At 63.5% G+C, this 20828-nt stretch carries 21 protein-coding genes; 6 read left to right on the plus strand and 15 right to left on the minus strand.

Annotated features, from left to right (window positions below; genetic code table 11):
• The first annotated feature begins 5 nt into the window (after positions 1 to 5).
• Entirely contained in the window at positions 6 to 1298 is a 1293-nt protein-coding gene (locus tag MUN81_RS06220; RefSeq protein WP_245115970.1) for an aminopeptidase P N-terminal domain-containing protein, read from the plus strand.
• 155 nt (positions 1299 to 1453) lie between these two features.
• Here the strand turns inward: MUN81_RS06220 and MUN81_RS06225 are convergent, their stop codons facing one another.
• The 8 genes from MUN81_RS06225 to MUN81_RS06260 all read right to left on the minus strand — a co-directional run bounded on the left by MUN81_RS06225 (position 1454) and on the right by MUN81_RS06260 (position 8510).
• Positions 1454 to 2008: a DUF4252 domain-containing protein gene (locus MUN81_RS06225; RefSeq protein WP_245115972.1), complete on the minus strand. Its 555-nt coding sequence runs from the start codon at positions 2006 to 2008 to the stop codon at positions 1454 to 1456.
• Between the two features lie 179 nt (positions 2009 to 2187).
• On the minus strand, positions 2188 to 3777 hold the full coding sequence (locus MUN81_RS06230) for a hypothetical protein (RefSeq protein ID WP_245115974.1): 1590 nt from the start codon (positions 3775 to 3777) through the stop codon (positions 2188 to 2190).
• A gap of 103 nt (positions 3778 to 3880) precedes the next feature.
• The gene (locus MUN81_RS06235) at positions 3881 to 4291 is read right to left on the minus strand and encodes an EVE domain-containing protein (protein WP_245115976.1); all 411 of its coding nucleotides are present in this window, start codon (positions 4289 to 4291) and stop codon (positions 3881 to 3883) included.
• Positions 4292 to 4426: 135 nt separating this feature from the next.
• The gene (locus MUN81_RS06240; protein WP_245115978.1) at positions 4427 to 5791 is read right to left on the minus strand and encodes a DUF3570 domain-containing protein; all 1365 of its coding nucleotides are present in this window, start codon (positions 5789 to 5791) and stop codon (positions 4427 to 4429) included.
• Positions 5792 to 5811: 20 nt separating this feature from the next.
• Positions 5812 to 6015, minus strand: coding sequence for a DUF4266 domain-containing protein (locus tag MUN81_RS06245; RefSeq protein ID WP_198979307.1), 204 nt, complete (start codon positions 6013 to 6015; stop codon positions 5812 to 5814).
• A 57-nt stretch (positions 6016 to 6072) separates the two neighbouring features.
• Entirely contained in the window at positions 6073 to 7116 is a 1044-nt protein-coding gene (locus MUN81_RS06250) for an FAD:protein FMN transferase (RefSeq protein ID WP_245115982.1), read from the minus strand.
• A gap of 86 nt (positions 7117 to 7202) precedes the next feature.
• The gene (locus MUN81_RS06255; RefSeq protein WP_245115984.1) at positions 7203 to 7853 is read right to left on the minus strand and encodes a thioredoxin family protein; all 651 of its coding nucleotides are present in this window, start codon (positions 7851 to 7853) and stop codon (positions 7203 to 7205) included.
• A 234-nt stretch (positions 7854 to 8087) separates the two neighbouring features.
• The gene (locus MUN81_RS06260) at positions 8088 to 8510 is read right to left on the minus strand and encodes a hypothetical protein (protein WP_245115986.1); all 423 of its coding nucleotides are present in this window, start codon (positions 8508 to 8510) and stop codon (positions 8088 to 8090) included.
• Positions 8511 to 8649: 139 nt separating this feature from the next.
• On the opposite strand from MUN81_RS06260, the gene polX reads away from it, so the two are divergent.
• Both polX and MUN81_RS06270 read left to right on the plus strand, forming a co-directional pair.
• Positions 8650 to 10407 (plus strand): DNA polymerase/3'-5' exonuclease PolX, encoded by a 1758-nt coding sequence (gene polX / locus MUN81_RS06265; protein WP_245115988.1) that lies wholly within the window; start codon positions 8650 to 8652, stop codon positions 10405 to 10407.
• A gap of 1 nt (position 10408) precedes the next feature.
• Positions 10409 to 11470, plus strand: coding sequence for a glycosyltransferase family 9 protein (locus MUN81_RS06270; protein ID WP_245115990.1), 1062 nt, complete (start codon positions 10409 to 10411; stop codon positions 11468 to 11470).
• On the opposite strand, the gene MUN81_RS06275 is transcribed toward MUN81_RS06270, so the two are convergent.
• Genes MUN81_RS06275 through MUN81_RS06285 form a run of 3 tightly spaced genes read right to left on the minus strand, consistent with a single transcriptional unit; the run spans position 11467 to position 13450 of the window.
• Entirely contained in the window at positions 11467 to 12183 is a 717-nt protein-coding gene (locus MUN81_RS06275; protein ID WP_245115992.1) for a hypothetical protein, read from the minus strand. The genes MUN81_RS06270 and MUN81_RS06275 overlap by 4 nt on opposite strands.
• The gene (locus MUN81_RS06280) at positions 12161 to 12694 is read right to left on the minus strand and encodes a hypothetical protein (protein ID WP_245115993.1); all 534 of its coding nucleotides are present in this window, start codon (positions 12692 to 12694) and stop codon (positions 12161 to 12163) included. The genes MUN81_RS06275 and MUN81_RS06280 overlap by 23 nt, the downstream gene beginning before the upstream one ends.
• A gap of 21 nt (positions 12695 to 12715) precedes the next feature.
• Complete coding sequence (locus tag MUN81_RS06285; protein WP_245115995.1) at positions 12716 to 13450, minus strand: intradiol ring-cleavage dioxygenase; 735 nt, start codon at positions 13448 to 13450, stop codon at positions 12716 to 12718.
• A 218-nt stretch (positions 13451 to 13668) separates the two neighbouring features.
• Between MUN81_RS06285 and MUN81_RS06290 the strand changes: the two genes are divergently transcribed.
• Positions 13669 to 13935, plus strand: coding sequence for a UBP-type zinc finger domain-containing protein (locus MUN81_RS06290; protein WP_245115996.1), 267 nt, complete (start codon positions 13669 to 13671; stop codon positions 13933 to 13935).
• A 51-nt stretch (positions 13936 to 13986) separates the two neighbouring features.
• Here the strand turns inward: MUN81_RS06290 and MUN81_RS06295 are convergent, their stop codons facing one another.
• On the minus strand, positions 13987 to 14271 hold the full coding sequence (locus MUN81_RS06295; protein WP_245116003.1) for a hypothetical protein: 285 nt from the start codon (positions 14269 to 14271) through the stop codon (positions 13987 to 13989).
• A gap of 77 nt (positions 14272 to 14348) precedes the next feature.
• Positions 14349 to 15620 carry a serine--tRNA ligase gene (gene serS / locus MUN81_RS06300; protein ID WP_245116005.1) on the minus strand — a complete coding sequence of 424 codons (1272 nt, stop codon included), beginning with the start codon at positions 15618 to 15620 and terminating at the stop codon, positions 14349 to 14351.
• A 434-nt stretch (positions 15621 to 16054) separates the two neighbouring features.
• Between serS and rho the strand changes: the two genes are divergently transcribed.
• Entirely contained in the window at positions 16055 to 18280 is a 2226-nt protein-coding gene (rho, locus tag MUN81_RS06305) for a transcription termination factor Rho (protein WP_245116007.1), read from the plus strand.
• 164 nt (positions 18281 to 18444) lie between these two features.
• Here the strand turns inward: rho and MUN81_RS06310 are convergent, their stop codons facing one another.
• A complete protein-coding gene (locus tag MUN81_RS06310; protein WP_245116009.1) occupies positions 18445 to 19347 on the minus strand; it encodes a DUF3667 domain-containing protein in 903 nt (300 codons plus the stop codon).
• A gap of 98 nt (positions 19348 to 19445) precedes the next feature.
• On the opposite strand from MUN81_RS06310, the gene MUN81_RS06315 reads away from it, so the two are divergent.
• Positions 19446 to 20117, plus strand: coding sequence for a DsbA family protein (locus MUN81_RS06315; protein WP_245116011.1), 672 nt, complete (start codon positions 19446 to 19448; stop codon positions 20115 to 20117).
• A gap of 20 nt (positions 20118 to 20137) precedes the next feature.
• Here MUN81_RS06315 and MUN81_RS06320 read toward each other — a convergent pair whose 3' ends face one another.
• Positions 20138 to 20767 (minus strand): hypothetical protein, encoded by a 630-nt coding sequence (locus MUN81_RS06320; protein WP_245116013.1) that lies wholly within the window; start codon positions 20765 to 20767, stop codon positions 20138 to 20140.
• Positions 20768 to 20828: the final 61 nt, after the last annotated feature.

Raw genomic sequence — 20828 nt, forward strand, 5'->3', positions numbered from 1 at the left:
GTCCCATGCGCTACGCTCCCCTTGCTCCCGAGCTTTTTGTGGAAAACCGCCGCCGCTTCCGCGAGCTGCTGCCGCCGGCCTCGCTGGCCATTTTCCAGTCCAACGACATCATGCCGACCAACGCCGACGGCACCATGGCTTTCCGGCAAAACAACGACCTGTTCTACCTCAGCGGCGTCGACCAAGAGGAAAGCATCCTCGTCATTTTTCCGGATGCGCGCCTGCCGCAGCACCGCGAAATCCTGTTCCTGAAGGAAACGTCGGAGCACATCCTCATCTGGGAAGGCTACAAGCTGACCAAGGACGAGGCACGCCAGAACTCGGGCATCCGCACCATTATGTGGCTCGACAGCTTCAAGTCGGTGCTGCCGGCCCTGATGAACGAGGCCGAAAACGTGTACCTCAACTCCAACGAGCACATTCGGGCCGTGGTGGAGGTGGAAACGCGCGACGCCCGCTTCGTGAAAATGCTGCAAAGCCAGTACCCGCTGCACACCTACCGCCGGGCTTCGCGCCTGCTGCACCAGCTGCGCGCCATCAAGAGCCCCGAGGAAATCCGGGTGATGCGTCAGGCCTGCGACATCACGGGCAAGGCCTTCCGCCGGCTGTTGGGCTTTGTGAAGCCGGGCGTGTGGGAGTTCGAGATTGAAGCCGAAATCGTGCACGAGTTCATGCGCAACCGCAGCCGCGGGCCGGCCTACGGCAGCATTGTGGCCAGCGGCAAAAACGCCAACGTGCTGCATTACACCACCAACGACAACCAGTGCCAGGACGGCGACGTGATTCTGCTCGACTTCGGTGCCGAGTACGCCAACTACGCCGCCGACCTCTCGCGCAGCATCCCGGTGAATGGTAAGTTTACCACGCGCCAGCGGCAGGTATACGAGTCGGTGCTGGCCGTGATGGCCTTCGCCAAAACCCGCCTCGTGGCCGGCAACGAGATTGAGGAATACCACAAGCAGGTGGGCGAGTGCATGGAGCAGGAACTCATCAAGCTTGACCTGCTGAACGCCTCCGACGTGAAAAACCAGGACCCCGCCGCGCCGCTTTACAAGAAGTATTTCATGCACGGCACCAGCCACTACCTGGGCCTCGACGTGCACGACGTGGGTTATAAGTACCGCACTTTCGAGCCCGGCATGGTGTACACGGTAGAGCCCGGCATTTACATCCCGGAAGAGGGCCTGGGCATCCGTCTGGAGAATGATATCCTCATCACCGCCTCTGGCAACGAGGACCTGATGGCCGACATTCCGCTGCAAGCCGACACCATTGAAGACCTAATGGCGCGTGGTTGATTTGCTGATTTTTTTAATGTGCTGATGTGCTGCGTTAAGTAGCGTAGGGCAGAAGCCACGATAAAAACAAAAGGCCAGTTCCGTGCAGGAATTGGCCTTTTTTGTGGAGTGCTGAACAACGTAACAGCACATGAGCACATTAAAAAATCAGCAAATTATTTACCCGTGGCTTGCACAATCTGGGGCAGGTACTTGCCCAGCGCCTCCACCTGCGACTTGGTGAAGTTGCCCTGCACCGACACCAGCACGAAAGAATCGGCCACGTCGGGCAGGGTGCCCAGCGCGGCAAACTCCGACACGCTGTTGCCGGAGCCGCGCGTGGAAATGGCGTAGTTGCTGCCCCCAAAGCCGGCCGTGGAAAGCGGGTCGTACTTGTTGTTTTGCAGGATGCCGGCGGCCTCGCCGCGCAGGCCTTCGGCGGCTAGCTCTTTGGCCGAAGTAGTGGTGGGCGCGAAGCTGATGACTTTGGCCGAGCGAATGCCGGTGATGGCGTTGGTGAGGTCGGAGCCGCCGAGCAGCTTGGCGGCTTTCACCAGGGCCAAGCGCTGCAGCAGGTCGGCCGACCATTCGGTGGTTTTAAAGCCCTCGCGGCCTTCGTATTTCGAGAAGAACGAGGCCACGGTGCGGGCCGGGGTGCCCGGCCCGCCGGCCCGGCAGCCGGCCAGCAGCAGAATGAGAAGAAGAGCGGAGAGACGGAGCTTGGTAATCATACAGGAGCGTTGGGGTGAAGAAGAATGCTGTGGGAATAACGGAAACCACAAAAAAAAGAACGTCATGCTGAGCTGGTCGAAGCATCTCTACCGGATAAGTAAATAATTACTACCGCGGTAGAGATGCTTCGACCAGCTCAGCATGACGTTCATGGAGGGCCGGTTAAAACCTAAAAAGCCTAAAACGCTACCGAGTTAAGAAAAAATACTTCCCGGTCGCGGCCGTGCTCTACGCGCACTTTCTGGTAGCCGGTGGCCACAAACCGGCTGCCAAACCACGGCAGCAGATCGGCCTGCGAGGTGTCGGCGGTGCGCTCCTGGGCGGGCGTGGTGCCGTCGCTGCCGGTCTGGATTTCGACCTGGCTATCGTTGGGCGCGTCGTCGGCGCGGTTTATTACCTTGTAGCGCAGCTTCTCCTCGTCGAGGTAGGCCAGCACGAGGCGGCCGTCGGGCAGGGTTTGCAGGCGCACGGCCTCTTCGAGTTCGGCCCGGCGCAGGTTTTCTACTACGAAAGTGTTGTCCCAGAGCAGGGCGCCGGAGCGGTCGAAGCCGCACACCACGGCGTGCGTGGTCTGGTAGCCGTCGAAGATGCGCGAGCCGGCAAAGGGCGACGTGCCGAACTGGTTGCCCAGGTTGTTGAAGGGCCCGGAGTAGCTGCCGTAGCTGTTGTAACGGTAGTGGGGGTAGTACACCTCGGCTACCAGCACGTAGCCGCCGTCGGGCTGGGGCATGAGCTCGTGCAGCAGCAGGCGGTAGTGCCAGCGCGTGGGCGCGCTGGACCGGGCCAGGCGGCGCGCGGTGCGGGCCCGCAGGCGGGCCTGTCGCGAGGGCTTGAGGTAATCGAAAAAGTGCTTCAGGTGCAGGAAATCGTAGAAGCGCAGCGGGGCCTTGGCGCCGGGCGTGGCCGGGGTCAGGTCGGTGGCAAACAGGCCCTGGGCGTAGTCGAGGCCGCGCAGCGAGTAGGTGCCCATGAGCAGGCGCGCGCTGGTGTCCTGCGGAGGCGTTACCTGGGCCGTGAGCAGGCTGCGCTCGCTCTCGGCCTGCACAAACTCGGACTTCACCAGCTGGCCGCGGTCGGTGAGCTGCTTGAGCAGCAGGCGGCTTTTGCGGCCGTTGGTCTGGCTCAGCACGTACTCGGCGCGGCGGGTGGCGGCATCGGCCACGAAGGTGAGCTGGGTGGGCAGCTGCTCATACACCGAAGGCAGGTACTGCATCTGGCCCGTGGCCACGTCGAGCAGCAGCGCCGTCACGTGCTGCTGGTCGTTGAGCAGCACCGTGGCAAACAGGCGGCTGTCGAGGGCCTTGAGCTCCACCACTTCGCGGCTTAGCTTGGTATCGAACTGCTGGGTGCGCACTTCGCCCAGGCGCCCGCTGTAGGCGGCGGCCCACAGCCGACCGGTGTTGCTATGCGAAGTAAACAGCGCGTATACCGTGGTGCCCTCAGCACACATGCGCGTGAAGTCGAACTCGGTGGGCACGTCCAAAGGGGTTTCCTGGCGCAGGCGCAGGGTGCTGTCGTACTGCTGAAAGGAAAACTTGGTCTTGTTGGACAGCAGCTTTTCGCGGCCCACCAGCAGCACCACCGTGCTGTCGGCGGGCACGGCCTGCACGTGCACCTCGCTGTCGCTGGGTTCGAGCGGCAGCTCAGTGCGGGCCGTTTGGCGCGGGGCATTGGGCGGCGGGGCCTGCCCGCGCTTCTGGGCCAGCGCGGGGGGAGCGGCCGCCAGCGCCCAGCCCCAAATCAGCAGAAAAATATAGCGGAGTGTCATGCCCGTGCGCTCAGAAAAAGCAGCTGGAAGCGCTGCCTCAAGGAGCAGCTGCCTGGCTAAAGTTACGCCCAACCGGGCCGGTTTTGTGCCCTCGCGGGGCGTTTTATTTCGCGCTCAGCGCCAGCACCACATCAAATTCTTCGGGGCGCACAGGCAGCACCGACAGGCGCGACTGCCGCAGCAGGGCCAGCTCGCTCAACCGCGCATCGGCCTTGAGCTGGGCCAGGCTCACGGGCCGGGCGAGGGGCCGCACGGGCCGCAGGTGCACGGCCACCCACGGCGAGCCGGCTTCGGCGGTGGCATCGGGGGCGGCGGGGGCGGCCACTTCGGCCACGCCCACCACAGCCTTTTCACTCACGCTGTGGTAAAACAGCACCAGGTCGCCGGGCTGCATCAGGTTGAGGTTGTTGCGGGCCTGGTAGTTGCGCACGCCGGTCCAAGCGGTGCCATCTTCGGCCAGAAAGGTGTTCCAGGAATACGCTTCGGGTTCGGATTTAACGAGCCAGTGTTTCAAATGGTAAGTGAGTAACGGAGTGAATGAGTAAGGCGGGCACCTGAATTAGCTGCCAAAGCACAAAGAAAAGCTTCGGTTCCTTGATTCAGGCTGGACCCATTTTACACATTTCCCCACTTACTCATTTGCCCATCATCACAGCGCAAAGCCCAAGTCGAAGCTCACGATGTTGGCCTTGAGGTCGGGCCGGTCGGCGGGGCTGTAGATGCTGGTGCCGGTTTGCTGGTAGTTGGCGTAGCGCAGGTCGAACGACTTGAGGCGCATGACGTGGGGCCGGCCCTGCGCATCCTGGCCCGGCACGCGGAAGCGCGTGATGCCGTACACCGGCGAGTAACGCAGCCCCAGGCCGATTTTGTTGGCCGAAAACGCCGCCAGGTCATAATCCGACGTGTAAAACTCGTCGCTGACGGAGTGCTGCGCGAAGGGCGCAAAGTAGGTAGCTGCCGTCTGGGTGTGGTAGCGGTAGAAGGGGTAAACGGCAAAAAACTGCGTCACCTTCACCGGCAATTCCACTTCAAACGTGTGGGCCCGAATGCCGAAATTGTCGTTGTAGAAGCGGTAGAAGCCGCGCACCTGCACCAGGTCGGTGGCGTAGTAGTTCAGCCGCAGGCTCACGGGGTACTTGAAACGGGAACGGGGCAGGTTTTCGACCCGGGCCGCCGTAGGAAAGCGCGTAGAGAAGTCGCCGCCCAGCGTGGGCGCCGTATTGGCCACGGGGTTGTCGCGGAAATACACCCGGTGAAAGGGCGTGCTCAGCAGGCCGTTTTGCGACACCAGCTCGGTGCTCACGGCCGCTTGCAGCCGCTTGGTGAGCACCTGCGAATAGGTGGCGGTGAGGTTGTAGGTCTGGCGCTGGTCGGAGCCGTAGTCGCCCTTGCCGGTGGTGGAGCCTGGCGAATAGCCTTTGCGCAGCTCCAGTGGCATAATCAGCGTCACGCGGTCAAAAAACACCTGGCCGGCCAGGCTCAGTTGGCGGTTGCCGTCGCGCGAGGTTTTGGCGAAAGAGGCGGCCACGTTAGTGGAGAAGTAGTCGTACTCCTTCGAAACGCCTGCGCCCACGCCCCAGATGGTGCCGGTGTACTTGTGCTCGCGGGAGTAGCCAAAGTCGCCGTGGTAGCGCACGTCGTGGCTCGACGGCGTGCTCAGCGCAAAGTCGATGCGGTCGGTCGAGGCCGAGGCGTAGAAGTCGGCGCCCACGTTGGCCGTGAGGCGGCTCACGGTATCCAGCGGCACGTTCACGATGATGGCGGGCGGCACGTCGGTGAGCTGCTGGGTGCCGCGCCCACCTTCCACGGCGCCGTGGCTGCCGTCCTGCTGGTAATAGCCGCCAATGATGTCGATGGTCGTCTCGTCGGTGGCCCGGTTGGTGGGCACCGATGGGCTCACCGGCGCCCCGTAGCCGTCGATGCGGTTGGGGTTTTGGGTGGTGCCGGGGTTGGTTTGCGCCAGGGCCGGAGTAGCCAGTGTGGCCAAGGCCAGAAGAGTGAGGAGGTGCTTCACAAGATAAAAATTATCAGCGGCTAATTGCAGCCGCAGCCGCCGCCTACTTTGCCGCCGTTGGCGCCACCGGCGCCTTCGCGGTAGCTCTCGAAATTGGTTTCCGGGGTTTCCACGGTTTTGCTGGCCAGCTTCATGTCCTCGTCGTTGAGGTACACTTTCTGGTAAGCCGCCACCGACACGCAGCTGGGCAGCGCCGCGCCCAGCGGAAACAGCACCAGGGCCAAGGCCAGGCGCGGGCGGGAGAGGAGCAAGGAGTTTTTCACAACAGGCAATACGATAAATCAGGGACGGGTGGCGGTGCTGCCGTGATAATAATTGAGCTGCATGCCTTTGGAAACCAGCGTGCGGTTGTCGTCGGTTATCAACGTGCAGTCCACGTTTTTGAGTCCGTTGATGAACGCCAAACCGGCGGTTGGGCCTTTCACGAAGACGACTTCGTCCAATCCATCGGCCAATTCCACGTCGGGGCAAATAATGGTGACCGAACGCAGGCCCACCGACGGGTAGCCGGTGTGCGGGTTGATGATGTGCCCGTACACCTGCCCGCCCACCGTGAAATACTGCTCGTAGTTGCCGGCCGTCACCACGGCCACGTCGGTCACGTCAATCCAGGCGGCCACGCTGCGCGGGTGGTCGGGGTCACCGATGGCCACGCGCCAGAGCGAGCCGTCGGCCTGCCGGCCCCAGCAGTAGATGTCGCCCGAGCCGTTCATAAGCCCGCCTTTGATGCCCATTTTATCGAGCACCTGCTTGGCGCGGCGCAGGCCATAGCCCTGCAGAATGCCCGCCAAGTTGATGCGCATGCCTTTTTCGGGCAGGAAAACCGTATGCTGCGCGGCGTCGAGCTTGATTTTCTGCCAGCCGATGCGCCGCACCGAAGCCCGCACCGTAGCCGAGTCGGGCAGGCTGGCGTGCGCCTGTCGGTCAAACTTATACAGCTTGTCGGCGCTGGCGAAGGTGATGTCGAAGGCGCCGTCGCTGAGCTGGGACAAGCGCAGCGTGCGGTTTATCAGGTCAAATGTTTCCTGAGACACCGCCACGGGCTTGATGCCCGCCATGCGGTTGATGCGCACCACTTCCGACGTCGAATCCCAGAACGACATGAGCCGGTCGATGCGCCGCACTTCAAGCAGGCCAGCCCGTAGGGCCCGCTGCCCGGCCGAGTCGTTCTCGGCCACCACCGTGAAGGTGAAATGCGAGCCCATGAGGTGGGCGCTACGCGTAAACGTGTGGCGCGGCGGCGCCGTCTGGGCGCGGCCGGGCCCGGCGCTCAGCAGCAAAAGACTCCAGAAGCAGAAAAGAAACAGGCCCGATGGTGTTCGCATGGGGTAGGGTGCGGGGCTTGTCCCCGCCCGTGGCGGCACGAATAAATAAAATGGAGCGAACAGCGAGCGGAGGAAAGCCCGCGCCCTTATAGCGTGGGCACCACCTTCTTCAAGTACGCCTCGAAGGCCGTGGGGCCGCCGGCGATGTAGCCGGTTTTGGCCAACACCTTACCCTCGGGTGAAATCACCACGGCCAGCGGAAACTCGCCCTCGCGGTTGAGCTGGGCTGCGGCCGCTTCGTTGAGCTTGAGCTGGGCGGCGCTGGGCTGGTTGCGCTTCTGGCGCGGGAAGTCGAAGTGGGCCAGCACCAGCTTGTCTTTGGCGTAGGCCGCGAACTCGGGCTTGGCAAACACTTCCTGCTCGTACATGATGCAGGGCTTGCACCAGTCGGAACCCGAAAAAACGGCCAGGATGGGCCGGTTGGTTGCATTGGCCTGGGCCTGGGCGGCGCCCAGGTCGGCCAGCCAGCCAGCGGCTTCCAGGCTGGCGGCAGGTGCCGGCGCAGAAGCCGCCTGCACGGCCTGCGGCGCCGAGGCCACCGGCGAGGTGGGTTGCGGGGCCACCGCCAGGCCCGTGGCTTTGGTTTTGCTCACGGTGCCGTCGGCGGCCGTGGTTTTGGCCTTCAGCTTGTCGTTTTTGGCCTTCAGGGTGGTTTTTTGGGCAAAAGCCGGGCTGATGCTCAGGACCAGGCCCAACGTGAAGGCCGGCAGCGTGCGGTGGAACGTGCGGAATGACATAGGAGAAGAAATAAGGGAATGAGGCTTGAAGAACAGCCAGCTGCCGCCGTAAGGTTCTTACGGGCGGCCCCGGCCACGGTTGGCCCCTTGGCAACGACTGTGCCGCGCTTCCGCAAAGGAGTTTGGCCCACATGAACGCGCCGTGAACTTCCGGCCGAAGCGCCGCTCATTCCCGGGAAGGAATCGCCGAATGAAGGCATACGCCCAGACGGGCTGAGCCCGTGGCTCCGTGGCTCAGGGCTTCGAATTGGCCACGCGTCGCACCTTCAGTACTTTATTGCCAACCGACACCACTTCCAAGGTATAGTCGGGTTCCTGACCCTCGGTGAGGTGAATGCGGACCCTGTTGTCGCCCTCGAGGACCCAACTGCCGGGGTGGCCGGCCAGGCCGTCGGTGGGCGCGATGTCGAACTGCTCAAACCGGCCGAACGATTCGAACTTGAAGCCCGTGCGGCCCCGCGAAGGCGGAAATTTATACGTGTTGGGGCGGTACACGAGCGTGTCGCCCCGGTCTTCCTCGCGCGAGCTGAGCCAAGTGCCTTCGAGCTGTTTCATGGAAGCGGGCGAGGATACGATGACGGGCTTGCGCTGCTGGCAGGTGGCCGCCAGCAACAGCAGCGACAGCGGCAACAGCCGCAGGAATGGGCGAAAAAGCATGAGCCGGGCAAAAAAGGTGAGCGCGCCAAGGTAAGGCGTCTCAGGTGCCTACGCAGAAACGGCCCGGCTGGCCGGGGCCGAGGCTTTCCGCGTAAGCACCCGGGTACGCTACATTCGTTCTCCCAACAACTACTTCCCCGTGGATAACCGCGCCCTGACCCGCGCTTTCCAGCTGGCTGCCCAGCTGATGGAGCTGCACGACGAAAACCCCTTTAAAATCCGCGCCATCGAAGGCACCGCCAATGCCCTCGACGCGCTGAGCTTCCCGGTGGCCGAAGTGGAGCGCTCGGGCCTGCCCGACCGCACCGGCCTAAGCAAAACCGCCGCCGCCAAAGTGGCCGAGCTGCTCGACACGGGCACGTTTTCGGACCTGCAGCGCCTGCTTGACATCACCCCGCCCGGCGTGGTGGAGATGCTCAAAATCAAAGGCATCGGCCCGAAGAAAATTCGCAGCCTATGGCGGGAGCTAGGCATCGAAACCATTGACCAGCTGCGCGAGGCTGCCGAAACTGACCAGGTGAGCAAGCTCAAAGGCTTTGGCAAGAAAACCCAGGAGTCCATTCTGGAAGCCCTGGAGTTTGCCGGCCAGAGCCGGGGCAAGGTGCTCTACCCCCAGGCCGAGCAGCTGGCTGCCGACCTCACCCAGCGCTTGCGCGATGCCTTGAAAACCGAGCAGGTAGCCGAAGCCGGCGAGCTGCGCCGCCGCCTCGAAATCGTGGAAACCGTGCGCCTGGTAGCTGCCACTACCGAGCCGCAAAAGGCCCACGAGCTGCTGAATTCGCTGAACGGCCTCACCGCCGACCCGCGCCGCTCCGGCCCTTTCGCCTGGCGCGGCCGGGCTACTGAGTCGGGGGTGCAGGTAGAAGTACTAGTGGTGGCGCCTGAAGCGTTTGCCACCGAGGTATTCCTGAACTCGGCCGCCGATGAGCACCTCGACGAAACGCTGCCCGGCGTGCAGGGGGCCGGCGGCGCCCCCGCCAGCCTGCGTCAGTGGGCGCGGCGCGAGAAATTTCAGCAGGAAGAAGCCCTGTACGAGAAAGCCGGCCTGCAATTCATCGTGCCCGAGCTGCGCGAAGGACTGGGCGAAATCGCCCTCGCCGCCGAGAAAAAGCTGCCCCGCCTGCTCGAAGACGGCGACCTGCGCGGTTCCTTGCACAACCACAGCACCTACTCCGACGGCAACCACAGCCTGCGCGAAATGGCCACCTGGCTGCGCGACCACGGCTATGAGTACCTCGGCATCTGCGACCACAGCCAGGCCGCGCACTACGCCAACGGCCTCGGCCCGGAGCGGGTGCGCCAGCAGCACCAGGAAATAGACAAGCTGAACGCCGAGCTGGCCCCATTCCGCATTTTCAAGGGCATTGAGAGCGATATTCTCGGCGACGGCTCGCTTGACTACTCCAACGACGTGCTGGCCTCGTTCGATTTCATCGTGGCCTCGGTGCACTCCAACCTGAAAATGGACGAGCGCAAGGCCACCGACCGCCTGCTGCGCGCCATCGAAAACCCCTACACCACCATGCTGGGCCATCCCACGGGCCGCCTGCTGCTGCGCCGCCAGGGCTACCCCATCGACTACAAAGCTGTCATCGACGCCTGCGCCAAGCACCAGGTCATCATCGAAATCAACGCCAACCCCTGGCGCCTCGACCTCGACTGGCGCTGGGTGCGCTACGCCCTGGACCAAGGCGTGCAGCTCAGCATCAACCCCGACGCCCACCACACCAACGGCTACGAAGACATGCGCTACGGCGTGCTCATGGGTCGCAAAGGGCTATTGACCAAAGAAATGACGTTTAATGCCAAGTCGGTAAACGAAGTGGCGGCGTATTTCGAGCAGCGCAAAGCCAACATCAAGCCGCCGCTGGAATACAAAAAGTCCTTGTTTGAATAGGGTGAAAATTCTCGTTCTCCGCTTCTCTTCCATTGGCGATATCGTGCTGACCACGCCGGTGGTGCGGGCGCTGGCCCAGCAGGTGCCCCAGGCGGAGGTGCATTTTGCCACCAAGCCCGCCTACCGCGGCCTGCTGGAACCCAATCCATACATCACCAAAGTGCACTGCCTCACCGGCAGCCTGGGCGAGCTGGTGCGCGAGCTGAAAGCCGAGCAGTTCGATTACATCGTCGACCTGCACAACAACCTTCGCACCCGCCTCATCAAGCTGCGCCTGGGCGTGCCCAACCACAGCTTCGACAAGCTCAACTTTCAGAAATGGCTGTTGGTCAACTTCAAAATAGACCGGCTGCCGCGCGTGCACATCGTGCAGCGCTACCTCGAAGCCGCCGCTCCGCTGGGCGTGCAGGACGACCGCAAGGGCCTCGATTATTTTATTCCGGCTGGGCAGGAAGTGGACGTGGCCACGCTGCCCGCGCCCTTCCGGCGGGGCTACGTGGCCGTGGCCATCGGCGCGCAGCACGCCACCAAGCGCCTGCCCGTCGACAAGCTGATTGAGCTGTGCGCCAAGCTGGCCCGGCCCGTGGTGCTGCTGGGCGGCCCCGAGGACGAAAGCATTGGCCACGTCATCGAGCAGGCCTTTGAAACGCAGGCTGTGTCAGCCGAGGCGGCTTCGGTGGTGCCCGACAATCCGTACTACTTCCCGGCCAAGCCTGCAGACGCCGACGCGCCCAAAACATTCATTCATAACGGGTGCGGGCAGTATTCGCTGCACCAGTCGGCCTCGTTGCTGCAGCAGGCGCAGTTTGTGGTGAGCCACGACACCGGCCTGATGCACATCGCGGCGGCCTTCGGCAAGGAGATTTTCAGCGTGTGGGGCAACACCGTGCCCGCCTTCGGCATGTACCCCTACAAAACCGAATTTAAGGTGCTGGAAGTGCCGAACCTGCCGTGCCGGCCCTGCTCCAAAATCGGCTTCGCAAAATGCCCGCAAGGCCATTTCAAGTGCATGCGCGACCAAACCCTGGACCTGGGCCTGCCGCCCGCCCGCGACGGGCGCTAAGCCCCGGCCAGTGCCGACAGCTCCAGCACCAGCACCAAGGCGTTGTTGCTCAAGGCTTCCAGCTCAACTTCGGCCACGTCCCACAAGGCCAGCCCGTCTTTCGCGTGCAGCAGCCGGCCCTCCACTTCAAATGCACCAGCCAATACAAAGGCAAAAAAGCCGGAACCTGGCGCGCGGAGGCGGTAAACGGCTTCGCACCGGCCATCGAAACAACCCAGGCTCACCCCGGCAGGAAAGGTATCCACCGACGTTGGCGCCAGCGGCAGCAGGCGGTTGTGTAGCTCCTCGAAGCGGAATTCGGTCCGGTGCGCTGCTGGCGGGGCCACGGGCTCATTCGCCCGCAGCCAGATGTGCAGAAAGCTCACCAGCGCATCACTGAACGGGTTTTGCACGTGCAGCACACTGTCGGCGGGCACGTCTAGCACCACCAGCTCTTCCACGCTCACTGTCGTTTCGGGGGCAGCGGCGCACCAGAGCGTCACGGCCCCGGTGATGGGAACGACGAGGACGTGCGAGGCCTCCGCCACCGTAAAATCCAGCGCGTGCTGCCCGGCCAGGGTTTCTTCGTTGAACCCGTACAGCCGCCCGAACGGCCCTTTGTGCGGGTGGGCAAACGGCCCAAAATTGAACGTGCTAAATCGCCGGAATCGGTCGGATTCGGCCAGGCCCCGCTCGTCGGCCAGAAATATTTTACCCGGTGTTTGCGGCAGCATCGGTTTCGGGTGTGAGGATGGAATAAATGCTGAGAAAGGGCTGCAGCGGCACCAGATGAGTGAGCACCTCGCCGCCGGAAGCGGCCGCCGCCACCGGCGACACCAGCAGAAATTGCCCCACGGTATCGTGCCACCGCAACGGCTCCGAGACGAAATTGACCGCAACCTGATGCTTGCTTGGGTCCTGCAAGTCGGAATTAATCAGCTCGAATTGAAAGCGCTGGAAGCGCAGGAACTGGCGGCCCAGATTGTCGGAAATGTCGGGCATCCGCTCGCCGAGCTGTTGAATGTAGCCCGTCACGGCGCCGCTCACCAGGAAGTGCAGCCGGTCGGCGCCCGGCACGTGGTGCAGCATTTCGCCAAAGGTGCGGTAGCGGTTTTCGGGGTTGAAATTCTGTGCCTGCAGCCGGAATTCCGCGTAGCTGTCGTTCCACACCAGCCTGTCCCAGGGCCTGGCAGCGCCGGCATCCATGATTTTGCGGTAGCACAGGGTGATGGTGCAGTCGGGCATGCGCTTTGGCTAATCAAGGGGCTACGCCGGTACGCTCAGCGCCCAGGTCAGCTCGAAGCCGGCCGTGGTGCTGCCGGTCACGGTGGCCAGCTCCAGGGCCACGCCGTCGCTGAACACGTTGTCCTGGGCGTTGGCGGTGTAGCCGCTCAGGCCTTTGGCGTAGCCGTTCACGGCGGCCACGGCCGTGCCGGTGCCTTCGGGGAAGGCAATCTGCGTCACTTTCAGCGAGGTGCCGGTGGCCGAGTACACGTGCACGTGGATGTGCGTGGCGCGGCCCGAATACCAGCCAGGGAAAATGCTCTTGAACGTGACCTTGCCGCTGGCATCGGTCACTTGCCGGCCGCGCAGGAAGTGTACCGACTGGTAGTTGGTGGCCTGCATGCCCGTGCCGCCGTATTCCGAGTAGTTGCCCTCGGCGTCGCAGTGCCAGATGTCGACCAGGGCCCCGGCCAGCGCCGCGCAGCTGGCGTTGCTGTTGCTCACGGTGATGTTGATGGTGAGCCCGTAGCCGGTTTTGCCGTCTGTGATGTCGCTGCGCAGGTACGAGGCCGGCGTCTTGGTGGGGAAGGGACCCTCGGTTTCGGTGGGGGCCACCGTGCAGCTGCCCGAGCCGTTGCTGGTGCCGCCCGTGGTGGTGCCCGAGCCGCTGGTGGTGCCGCTGGTGGGCGAAACCGTTTCTTTGCCGCAGGCCGAAAGCAGCACGGGCGTGGAGGCAGCCCCCAGCAGCAGGCTTTTCAAAAAATGTTTTCTTTCCATGACGTTTAGGGAATAGGTAAGCTGATGCTGCGGAATGCCGCCGCAAACGGACAATCCAAAACTGCCTCTCAGCATTCCCGTTCTCCTCCCTCAATCGCCGGTTGTCGGTTTCAAGTCGACGGTTTTGCGGTTCAACTCGCAGAATGCGGAGTTGTAAATTTCCAATCCGAAGCGTTTGGCACTATTACCCATTCGAGCCCGATGCCTATCTTCAGCCCATGCCCGAACCCTGCCAGCACCTCACCGCCCTCACCAGCCTCAAAACGGCCCCCTCGCATGCCTGCCCCGAATGCGTGGCCCTCGGCGATACCTGGGTGCACCTGCGCACCTGCCAGGAATGCGGCCACGTGGGCTGCTGCGACAATTCCAAGAACAAACACGCCACCAAGCACTTCCACGCCACCCAGCACCCCGTCATCGCCTCGGCCGAGCCAGGCGAGCGGTGGCTCTGGTGCTACGTGGACGAGGAAATGGTCGAGTATTAGGCCATCAACTGAAGTCGCAATTGCTACCCATAACCGTTGGCCTGATGAGACTCAAGCCAGCAGGTGCGTCAGTATCTTGGTTAGCGCCAATTGTGTGCTGATTTCCGAATAACTTTTCTTGCTTCGCAGCGCTGAAATTTGATAGTAGCGAGCCAGCAAAGTCACGTCTATTCCGGCGCGCACGCATTTTTGCAGCGTTTCCACTTTCTGAGGCATTTCAGTGAAGTCCCACTCGCCCGACCACGGGTCAAAGCAAGCTCTCAGGGCAGCCGTGGTGCCGATGGTGCCGAGGGCTTGCTGGATTTGTTCTTCAATAGAAGGTTCTTGAGGTTCCATGGCGCAAAAAATAAGCCAGGCCTTACGCAGATGGGTGCGTAAAGCTCTGGCTTACAATTTACGAAGGAGGCGGTGTGCTACCCAATCTTGCTGAACCCGCAGTAGCTGTGCAGCACCTGCGGCAACTCGATGCCCGCACTGGTCTGGTTGTTTTCCAGCAGCGCGGCCACGATGCGCGGCAGGGCCAGCGCCGAGCCGTTCAGCGTGTGCAGCAGTTGGGTTTTGCCGTCCACTTTGTAGCGGCACTTCAGGCGGTTGGCCTGGTAGGTTTCGAAGTTCGACACCGAGCTTACCTCCAGCCAGCGGCCCTGGGCGGCACTCCATACCTCCAGGTCGTAGGTCAGGGCCGAGGTGAAGCCCATGTCGCCGCCGCAGAGGCGCAGCACGCGGTAGGGGAGGCCCAGCTGCTGCAAGATGCCTTCCACGTGGGCCAGCATGGCTTCGAGGGCCGCGTAGCTGTGCTCGGGCTCCGTGATTTGCACGATTTCCACCTTGTCGAATTGGTGCAGGCGGTTGAGGCCGCGCACGTCGGCGCCCCACGAGCCGGCTTCGCGGCGGAAGCAGGGCGTGTAGCCGGCCATGCGCACGGGCAGCTTTTCCACCGGCACAATCTCATCGCGGTAAATATTGGTCAGCGGCACCTCGGCCGTGGGGATGAGGTACAGGTCGTCCTTGGCGTCGTGGTACATCTGGCCTTCCTTATCGGGGAGCTGGCCGGTGCCGTAGCCGCTAGCCTCGTTCACCAGAATGGGCGGCTGCATCTCGGTGTAGCCGGCGTCGCGCGCTTGGTCCAGAAAGAAGTTGATGAGGGCCCGCTGCAGGCGCGCGCCCTGGTTTTTATACACCGGGAAGCCCGCGCCGGTAATTTTTACGCCCAGCTCGAAATCGATGATGTCGTACTTTTTAATCAGCTCCCAATGGGGCAGGGCATCGGCTCCGAGTTCGGGCTTCGCGCCGTGCTCGCGCACCACCTCGTTGTCGGCGGCGCCGCGGCCTTCGGGCACGCTGCTGTGCGGAATGTTGGGCAGCTTATAAAGCAGCTGCTGCTGGTCCTTTTCTACCTGGGCCAGCTCGGCGGCGGCGGTCTGGGTGTGCTGCTTGAGCTCGGCGGTGCGGGCTTTCAGGGTTTCGGCGCCGGCTTTGTCGCCGGCTTTCATCAGGCCACCAATCTGGCGGGCCAGGTCGTTGGCTTCGGCCTGGGCCGAGTCGTGACTGGTTTGAAGCTGGCGGCGGCGCTGGTCGAGGTCGAGGATGGCGGCCACGTCGGCGGGGCCGGTGGGGTAGTGGCGCTTGGCGAGGCCGGCCAGCACAAGGTCGGTCTGGTCGCGGAGAACGGAAAGTTGCAGCATAAAACAGGATGGAATGGCGGCAAAGGTCGGAAGAAAATGCAGCCGCGCCGCGCCCCGCGCCCCCCGGCTTGCCCGCCCGGCGCAACTTATTTTGCCGCGCGCCGTGTTTAAGCCCAACTAGGCCGCCTTCGATTTGGCGGTTTGCCCGTAATGCCCTAACATTGCGGGAGCAACCGGCCGCCGTGGTCTGGATTAGCGGGCCGCAGTGCCTGCCTCCGGCCCGTCTTTTGCTGAATTACCAGCGGCCATTTTTGCCCCTCACTTCTTGCTTATTCGATTGCGCCCCGGGCGCGTATTCGGTGCATTTCGTGCACCCTGCGAGTATTCACCGCGGCCCGACCGCGCCGTTTGCGGCCCGGCCCATGCCTTCGGGCTTTTAGGCCCTGTCGGCCTCCCTCGCTTCCCGTCGATGTTCCCCCCCCCTTATTCCCTTTATGTACACCATTAACGAGTTGAAGGACCGGCTGCTGTCCGACCTCAAAGAGATTGCCGAAAAAATGAACGTGGGCAATTTCAAACGGCTGAGCAAGCAGGATTTGATATACAAAATCCTCGACCAGCAGGCCCTCGTGCCCTCGGCCGCCGAGCAGTCCGTCGCGGCTCCCGCCCCCGCTGCCGAAGCGCCCGCCGCCGTGGCCGCCGCGCCGCGCTCCGGCAAGCCCTCCGCCCGCCGCCCGGCCCCCAGCACCGTAGAACAACCTTTTTCCGACGTGGCCCCGCCCACCCGCAAGCCCCAGCCCGCTCGCCCGGCCCGCGAGCCACGCCGCGAAGCCCCGGCTGCCGCCGCGTCCGAACCGGCTGTGGCTGTTGCTGAGCCTTCCGTTGAAATCCTGGACCCCATCGAAGGCCTGGCCCTGGTGCCCGCCAGCGAAGCCACCGGCGCCGTGCTGGCCAACGAGCCGGCCCCCGCTCCGGCCGAACCCACTGCCGAAGCTGCCCCCGGCGCCGACGCCCAGCACAACGGCGCCGACCAGCAGCAGGCCAACGCTGGCCAGCAGCCTCGCCGCCGCGAGCGGGTAGACCGCGCCGGCCGCCCCATCACCGAGCAGCGCGCCGCCGAAATGGCCGCCGAACGCGCCGCTGAGGCCGCCGCTGCAGCTGCCAAGCCCGCCGAAAATGGCACCGATACCCGCGAAGGCAACCGCGAAAACCGCCGCGACTTCGGCGGCAACGGCTTTGCCGACCGCCGCGAAAACCGCGCCGACCGGTTTGAGCGCGACAACCGCGAACTGCCCCTGCGCGACGGCCGCGACCAGCGCCCCGCCCGCCAGGACCAGCCCCGCGAGCAACGCAACGACCAGCCGCGCGAAAACCGCGACGGCCAGCCCCGTGAGCCGCGCCAGGACCAACCCCGCAACGACCAGCCGCGCGAGCAGCGTGACGGCCGCGACAACCGCAACCTGACCCGCGAGGAGCGTTACGCCCTGCGCGACCATCAGCGCCAGCAGCGCCAGCAAAACCCCGACGGCTCGCCCCGCACCGACCAGCCCCAAGGCCAGAATCAGAACCAAAACCAGCAGCAGCGCCCCCAGCGCCAGGACCTGGATTTGGTGGTGCCCGGTGGCGGTACGTTTGAGCTGATGCCGGACGGTGGCTACGGCTTCCTGCGTTCGCCGTACTACAACTACCTCAGCTCGCCCGACGACATTTACGTGTCGCCGCAGCAGGTGAAGCAGTTTGCCATGAAGGCCGGCGACACGGTGGTGTGCACCATCCGGCCGCCGCGCGAGGGCGAGAAGTACTTCGCCCTGGTGGGCGTGGAAAGCATGAACGGCCGCACCGTGGAGGAAGTCCGCGACCGGGTGCCGTTCAGCCACCTCACGCCGCTTTTTGCCGATTCCAAGCTGAAGCTGACCACCAAATCGTCGCAAATCAGCACCCGCGTGCTCGATTTGTTTGCGCCCATCGGCAAGGGCCAGCGCGGCCTCATCGTGGCCCAGCCCAAAACCGGCAAAACCGTATTGCTGCAGGAAGTGGCCAACGCCATTGCCGAAAACCATCCCGAAGTCTACCTCATGGTGCTGCTCATCGACGAGCGCCCCGAAGAGGTGACCGACATGGCCCGCACCGTGAAGGCCGAAGTGCTCAGCTCGACCTTCGACGAAACGGCCGACCGCCACGTGAAAATCGCCGAGATGGCCCTCGACAAGGCCCGGCGCCTGGTGGAGTGCGGCCACGACGTGGTGATTCTACTCGATTCCATCACCCGCCTGGCGCGGGCCTACAACACGGTGCAGCCCAGCTCGTCGCGCATCCTTTCGGGTGGTATCGACGCCGGGGCGCTGCAAAAGCCCAAGCGCTTCTTCGGCGCGGCCCGCAACGTAGAAGGCGGCGGCTCGCTCACCATCATTGCCACGGCCCTCATCGAAACCGGTTCCAAGATGGACGAGGTTATTTTCGAGGAGTTCAAGGGCACCGGCAACATGGAACTGCAGCTGGACCGCAAGCTGGCCAACAAGCGCGTGTTCCCGGCCATCGACATCCCGGCTTCCGGCACGCGCCGCGAAGACCTGCTGCTGGGCAAAGACGAGCTCAACCGCGTGTGGGTGCTCCGCAAGTTCATGTCGGACATGACGGCCACCGAGGCCATGGAATTCCTCAAGGACCGCATCAAAGGCACCAAGGACAACGAAGAGTTCCTGCTGGCCATGAACGGCTAACGGCCTCAAGTTCCGGCCAACAAAAAGCCCCGCTGCACTTCTGCAGCGGGGCTTTTTGTTATAAATCAACGTGAATCGAAGCTAGCACTACCGGAGTAGCATATCGGGGGCAGAACGGCTGGGCCAGCGAAAGAATTCAACTTCGGGCAATTCCTTTTCTCGCGCTACTGCGCGGCCCAGTAGCACACCAGAAACAGCACAAAGCGGTAGGGGATTAGCAGCGCCAGGGCGAAGCAAAACGTAAGGGCTAGGGCTTTGCCCCAGCGCAGCGGCCACGACTGCCCCGGGAAAGCCCCCTTGAAAAAAAGTGCGATGTAGGTAGCGGTCAGCGTCACCATCAGCAAGGTATAAAAGCCATCCTGGTTAAAGGAGGGGGGCAGCAAGTGCATCAGAAAGAGCCCCAGCATGGCCAGTGCCATGGCGGCGTACACCAGCAGCATGCCGGCAAACAGGTAGGTGCTCAGCATTATCCACTCCACGAAGTAGCGCCGCTGCCGAAAGAAAAACAACCACAGCGGCGCCGCCAGCAGCGGAATGAACAGGAAAACCAGACTTTTGGAATACACGTGGGCCAGCCCGTTGAAGTGCTCGGCAAAAGCCGCGAGCGTGGTGCCGGTTTTCTGGACGTGCTGCTGCACGAGGCGATTGGCAAAGGCGCCGTAGAGGTTATTGCCGCCGAAATGGTATTTGAGCTTGGTCTCGAAGGCACTGAAATGGGACGCACTGGCCGCGAGGTAAAACAACAGGTTGGTGACCAGAAACAGCTGCACCGGCGGGGCGTGCGCCACGCGGCGGCCCTGCAGCCACTCGGCCGCCAGGAAGCCGGGCCGCCGCAGCTGCAGCCACAGGTCGCGCAGCACGCGCAGGTCAAAGTGCGTGACGGTATCGACGGTGTGCTCCAGGAAGTGCTTGAGGGCGTAGTCGTGGCGGTGCAGGCGCTTTTCGCCGCAGTTGTGACAGTAGGCGCCGGCCAGCGGCGTGTGGCAGCTGGCGCACACCGGCGTGTCGGGCGTGGACGGCACAGGCACCGCCAGCGTGGGGGCCAGGGCCGAGGGCAGGGTTTCCATCAGGCAGCGAATGAGTTACCTGGTAAATTTGGGAAAAATTCCGGTTTGTGGGCCGTCGCGTCACCTGCTGCCCACCGGTTGTGCGGTTATTTTGCGGCATGACCCCCGAAACCACGCCTCCGGCCCACCTCCCCGAACTGCTCTACATTCAGGACCCGCTCTGCGGCTGGTGCTACGGCATGAGCCCGGTCATTCAGCGGCTGCAGGCAGATTTGGTGGGGCGCGTCGACGTGTCGGTGCTGTGCGGCGGCATGGTGAAGACCGAGGACGTGGCTCCGATTGCCGAAGTGTGGCCCGACCTGCGCCGCAGCCTGCACGACGTGGAAGAAGTAACCGGTGTGCAGTTCGGCGATGCCTTTAAAGCGCTGGGCGAACAGGGCGATTACGTCTACGATTCGGAGCCGCCCTGCCGGGCCATTGCGGCCTTCCGTCAGCTCACGCAGGACCCGGCCCGCACGGTGGCCTTTGCCCACGCCGTGCAATTGGCCCTGTTCCGCGACGGCCAGGATTTGAACCACCCCTCCGTTTACAACGAACTGCTGGCCCCGTTCGGGGTCGACGTAGTGGAGTTTCAGCGCCGCTGGGCTTCGCCCGAAATAGCCCGTGCCGCGCAGCAGGAGTTCGCGGCGGTGGCCCGCAGCGGCGTCGAAGGCTTCCCCACGGCCGTGATGCGGGTGGCCGAGCAGGGCTACGTGCTGGCCCGAGGCTACCAATCTTATGAACAACTGCGTGCGGGCCTGGAGCAGCTGCTGGCGCAGGAAGGGGCATAGCGAGGCACCGACGGGTGCTGCTACTGCACGCGCACAACCTCCTTTTTCAGCGCCGACCAGGCAATGCGCTGCCGGTCTTCCTTGCCCTTCAGGTACTCGAAGCCGATGGCGTCGGGGCGCTTGCGCAGGTCGTTCCAGGTGGCCTGGTCCAAGGTCGTGATGCCGGTGGGAAAGCTGGCGGTGGCGGCAATGGCCGGAGTTTTGAACTGGGCCGGCAGGAAAAACCGGTCGATGCGCCGCAGCACGAAGGTTTCGCGCTCAGCGCGGGTGGCGGTGGGCGTTTTCATCTCATACACCAGCGCGGCTTCCAGGTCGGGCTCGGTCAGCATTTCGCGAAAAATGACCTGCCCTTCGGGGTTGGTGATGGTGAATTCGGCGTTGCCTTCCAGGATGGATGGGCCGCGGAAAACCAGCCGGAACAAATCGGGTGGGCCGTCGGGGTGGCTGAAATTGTGCCGCTCACGGGCCACGCGCAGGGTGTCGCTCACGGCCGAAACAGCTTTGGTGGCGGCGGTATCGGGCGGGGGCAGGGCCGTGGTATCGCGCGCCTGTCGGTCGGCCATGCGGGAAACCGTGCCCTCATTCACCGCCGACGGTGTGGAATTGCAGGCCGCCAGCATCGGCAGCAACAGGAGCCAGGAACAGCGCATCGTAAAAGTCGTTTTGTTGAATAAAACACCGTTGATACGTGCCCCGGGGGACGCAAAGTTG

Origin of the sequence: Hymenobacter sp. 5317J-9 (assembly GCF_022921075.1) — a bacterium.
Lineage (GTDB): Bacteria > Bacteroidota > Bacteroidia > Cytophagales > Hymenobacteraceae > Hymenobacter.

What these genes read in the sequence shown, in the direction of transcription:
- MUN81_RS06220 (WP_245115970.1), top strand. Translation starts at nt 6, where the DNA reads ATGCGCTACGCTCCCCTTGCTCCCGAGCTTTTTGTGGAAAACCGCCGC.
- MUN81_RS06225 (WP_245115972.1), bottom strand. Translation starts at nt 2,008, where the DNA reads ATGATTACCAAGCTCCGTCTCTCCGCTCTTCTTCTCATTCTGCTGCTG.
- MUN81_RS06255 (WP_245115984.1), bottom strand. Translation starts at nt 7,853, where the DNA reads ATGTCATTCCGCACGTTCCACCGCACGCTGCCGGCCTTCACGTTGGGC.
- MUN81_RS06285 (WP_245115995.1), bottom strand. Translation starts at nt 13,450, where the DNA reads ATGGAAAGAAAACATTTTTTGAAAAGCCTGCTGCTGGGGGCTGCCTCC.
- MUN81_RS06260 (WP_245115986.1), bottom strand. Translation starts at nt 8,510, where the DNA reads ATGCTTTTTCGCCCATTCCTGCGGCTGTTGCCGCTGTCGCTGCTGTTG.
- MUN81_RS06310 (WP_245116009.1), bottom strand. Translation starts at nt 19,347, where the DNA reads ATGGAAACCCTGCCCTCGGCCCTGGCCCCCACGCTGGCGGTGCCTGTG.
- rho (WP_245116007.1), top strand. Translation starts at nt 16,055, where the DNA reads ATGTACACCATTAACGAGTTGAAGGACCGGCTGCTGTCCGACCTCAAA.
- MUN81_RS06280 (WP_245115993.1), bottom strand. Translation starts at nt 12,694, where the DNA reads ATGCCCGACTGCACCATCACCCTGTGCTACCGCAAAATCATGGATGCC.
- MUN81_RS06250 (WP_245115982.1), bottom strand. Translation starts at nt 7,116, where the DNA reads ATGCGAACACCATCGGGCCTGTTTCTTTTCTGCTTCTGGAGTCTTTTG.
- serS (WP_245116005.1), bottom strand. Translation starts at nt 15,620, where the DNA reads ATGCTGCAACTTTCCGTTCTCCGCGACCAGACCGACCTTGTGCTGGCC.
- MUN81_RS06230 (WP_245115974.1), bottom strand. Translation starts at nt 3,777, where the DNA reads ATGACACTCCGCTATATTTTTCTGCTGATTTGGGGCTGGGCGCTGGCG.
- MUN81_RS06275 (WP_245115992.1), bottom strand. Translation starts at nt 12,183, where the DNA reads ATGCTGCCGCAAACACCGGGTAAAATATTTCTGGCCGACGAGCGGGGC.
- MUN81_RS06295 (WP_245116003.1), bottom strand. Translation starts at nt 14,271, where the DNA reads ATGGAACCTCAAGAACCTTCTATTGAAGAACAAATCCAGCAAGCCCTC.
- MUN81_RS06315 (WP_245116011.1), top strand. Translation starts at nt 19,446, where the DNA reads ATGACCCCCGAAACCACGCCTCCGGCCCACCTCCCCGAACTGCTCTAC.
- MUN81_RS06320 (WP_245116013.1), bottom strand. Translation starts at nt 20,767, where the DNA reads ATGCGCTGTTCCTGGCTCCTGTTGCTGCCGATGCTGGCGGCCTGCAAT.
- MUN81_RS06290 (WP_245115996.1), top strand. Translation starts at nt 13,669, where the DNA reads ATGCCCGAACCCTGCCAGCACCTCACCGCCCTCACCAGCCTCAAAACG.